This is a genomic window from Limnospira sp. PMC 1279.21 (assembly GCF_032349615.1).
GTDB classification, from domain to species: domain Bacteria; phylum Cyanobacteriota; class Cyanobacteriia; order Cyanobacteriales; family Microcoleaceae; genus Limnospira; species Limnospira fusiformis.
This window is the reverse complement of record NZ_JARPLU010000123.1, coordinates 10,109-13,525: the sequence shown is the minus strand read 5'-3', so window position 1 is coordinate 13,525 and position 3,417 is coordinate 10,109. Positions and strand designations below refer to the sequence as shown.

Annotated in this window: 1 pseudogene; it reads left to right on the top strand. The window is 43.8% G+C overall.

Annotated elements, in window-relative coordinates:
• Window positions 1-3,417 (top strand): annotated as a pseudogene (locus P5683_RS17215) (energy transducer TonB); the annotation flags it as partial.

The following is a 3,417-nucleotide window of genomic DNA, read 5'->3' as shown; positions in this document are numbered from 1 at the left end:
TGATGATGTCGATGATGATGTCGATGATGATGTCGATGATGATGTCGATGATGATGTCGATGATGATATCGATGATGATGTCGATGATGATATCGATGATGATGTCGATGATGATGTCGATGATGATATCGATGCTACAGCACCCGAGATTCCACAGATACCCCCATTACCGGTAATACCTCCTATAGCAGAGCAACCCGAACCCGAACCCGAACCGGAACCCGAACCCGAACCGGAACCCGAACCCGAACCGGAACCCGAACCCGAACCCGAACCCGAACCCGAACCCGAACCCGAACCCGAACCCGAACCGGAAGAACCCGAATTACCATTAGACGTTGTTCTGGATGTAGATTACATTCTGACCACCTATGAAGCTGAGTTACGAATAGCTTTCGGGGTTCAAGATGTTACCACGATTTCCACTCGGGAACTCTTAGATTGGCTAGATGAGAATGCTTTAGAAGCCGGGATTAACCCATCTCCTTTTGTCGATATCCAGTTTTATGTAAGGACTTTTGGTCAGCAATTAACCGAATTTTACAGCGTAAGCTCTGTTGAAGAGCTAAGTTACCTGCAAATTGTCAACTTCATAGAAGGGGAAGGCTTAGAGCGTGGATTTTCCCCCAGTCCGAATATAAACTTTGCTCACTTTCAAGCCACCTACAGCAGCCAAATAGAAGCCTTCTTTAGGACTTCCATTGAGAATATTACTAATGCTCAACTGTTCAGTTACATTGTTGAAGTTGGTCTGGAACAGGGTCAGAGTCCGTCAGTTCTGATTGATTTGAATTTCATACTGTCAAATCAGCAGTCGGTGACAGCTATTGAATCCCACTTTGGGACAGAAATTGCTAACCTGACTAATGCTCAGATTGTGCGGTTTATCAGTTCCGACGAGGGTTTAGAACGAGTCACTCCTTCTACCTTAGTAAGTCTCAACTACTTCCGAGCAGTTCATCGCCAGCGTTTAGAAGCATTTTTTGGTGTTGAAATTGCCGAAATCACCAACTCTCAAGTATTTACCTTTGTAAATACCATTGGTTTGCAAGAAGGGTTAAATACCTCGGCTCAATTAGGTTTTAGCTATCTGCAATCTATCTATGGTGAACGAATCACTGCAGCTCTGGGAGAAGGTGCTACTCAGCAGGAAGTGCTGGCATTTATTCAACGGGAAGGCTTACCAGAAAACGTTAATCCTTCTGTGTTTGTACATCTGGATTTCGTGCAACAAAGCCAATCGCAAGAAGTTCAGGAATTTTTCAATGTTGAGAGCGCTACACAACTGTCTGAGCAGCAGGTAATCAACAGCATTCAAGCTAATGTTAAGGTTGATGTTAACTATGTGGTGACTCAATATGCTGAACAACTGGCTGAGTTCTACGAAATTGAGGTAGAACAGGTTAATTCTTTAAGTTCGGAACAGGTGATTTCTTTCACGTTGGGTGCGGGAGCAAATTTGGGTGTTAACCCTACTCCTATTAACTTGGCTGAAATTCGCCGATTATTTGGGACTGAACTGCAAGCATTTTTCGGAGTTTCGGATGTCAGGTTTCTGAGCGATAGTCAAGTTAACTCGTTCGTCATCAATCAAAGCCGAGTTTCGGGACGGGTTAATGAGCTGGTTAATGTGGTTAATGTCAACTATTACCAGACTATTTTCTCGGAGGCTCTGACGGCTACTTTTGGCGAAGATTTTACGGAGGAAAATGTAGTTCAATTTGTGTTTGGGGATGCAGCGCCTGCTATTAACATCCGGTTTGCTAAAATTAAATATCGAGCGGCACTGGAACAACAGGCACAGTCTTTAGGTCGGACGCTGGAAACTCTGACTGATGATGAGGTTCGCCTCTATCTATTTACTGAAGGCTTTGATGTTGAAAATACGCTAACTCCGTTTAATCTTGAGGTTGTCAGGACTGAATATGCGGCTCAACTGAGAGCTTTTTATGGAGTGAGAAATGTAGCGGTTCTCAGTGAACAGCAAATTTATCGTTTTGTGGTTGGTCAGGCTTTAGAGCAGGGTCTGAGCCTGGCTGAAGTGGTAGATGAGGAAGCACTGGAAATTCTGCGGGAAGAGTACAGCAGCTTGCTAATAGAATTCTACGGTGTGGAAAACGTAGAAACTCTCAGCACTAATGTGGTTCTCGATTTTATTTATGGTGGCTTGTCTCAGATAGTTGATTATGACTACTTCCGGTTTACTTTTACTGGAGATGTCGAAGCGACTTTTGGGGTGGAAAGCATCAGCGAAGTTACTAAACTCCAAATTGTAGAGTATCTCTATGAACAGGAGGTTAGTGTCAGTTCCCTACACTGGTTTAATGTTGAAGCGTACTTGGAAGAACATGGTTCGGCGGCGGAAACTGCGATCGCACAATTTTTCCGGGTAAGTTCCATCAATGAACTTTCGGTAACTCAGATCCGTGATTTTGCGCTGAATATCGGTGTTCAACAATTCAGCATTGAAGGTGCGCTTAATATTGACTATATTCGGGAAACCTTCAACGCGGCTATTGTTTCCAGCGATCTGGCGGTTAACGCATGGTTGGAAAGTTTCTCTTTCCTGAATGTTGATACTGCTTATGTTCAGAATCAATTGGAAGGGTTACTGCTAGATGAAACCCTGACCCTGGAACAGGTAAATGAGATTTTGGGGACGGAAATTGAGGGTTTGGATGAGTTGAGCGATCGCCATCTGATTACCTTGGTGTTTGATGCCGATTTCCAAGAAATTATCGGTGATGTGGAAATTCAACTTTTCCAAGAAACTCTCAATATTGACTATGTGCGGACTGTCTTTGCATCGGCGATCGCTCATACTTTGGAAGTTGATATCACCGCTGTTACTGGTGAGGAAGTCCTCACGGTTCCTAATGAACGGCTTGATGAGTTTCTACTGGCTCAGTCGGAACAAATTGCCAGCGAACTGGAAATTGATGCCGATGATGTGACTCTGGAACTGGCTCAAGAGTGGTTTATCACTAACTCGGTGACTACTGTTGAGGGTTTATCTGTTGAGGTTGATATTGCTTACGTTAAATATCAATTGCAACGGTCTCTCGATGATGAACAGTTCTCCCTTGAGGATATTAATTCCATCCTTGATGAACCTGTTGAGGAATTTGATGACCTCACAGATGAACAAATTGTTGACCTCGGTCTCAATGCTGAGTTTCAAGCTGAATTCTCCCTAGAGATTAGTCTGGTTCAAACAGAACTGAGTATCGGTTTTGTCGTTTCTCGATTCTCTAGTGAATTGGCTGAGTTCTTCGATTTGTCTCCCGAAGAATTCGCGGCGAAAGAATTTACTCAAGAAGAAATTATCGAATTCTTTAGCTCTACTCAAGCTGAGGCGATCGCTGAATTTCTTGGGGAAACTGTTGTCGGCGGCGAAGATGATGACGATCTCGGCGA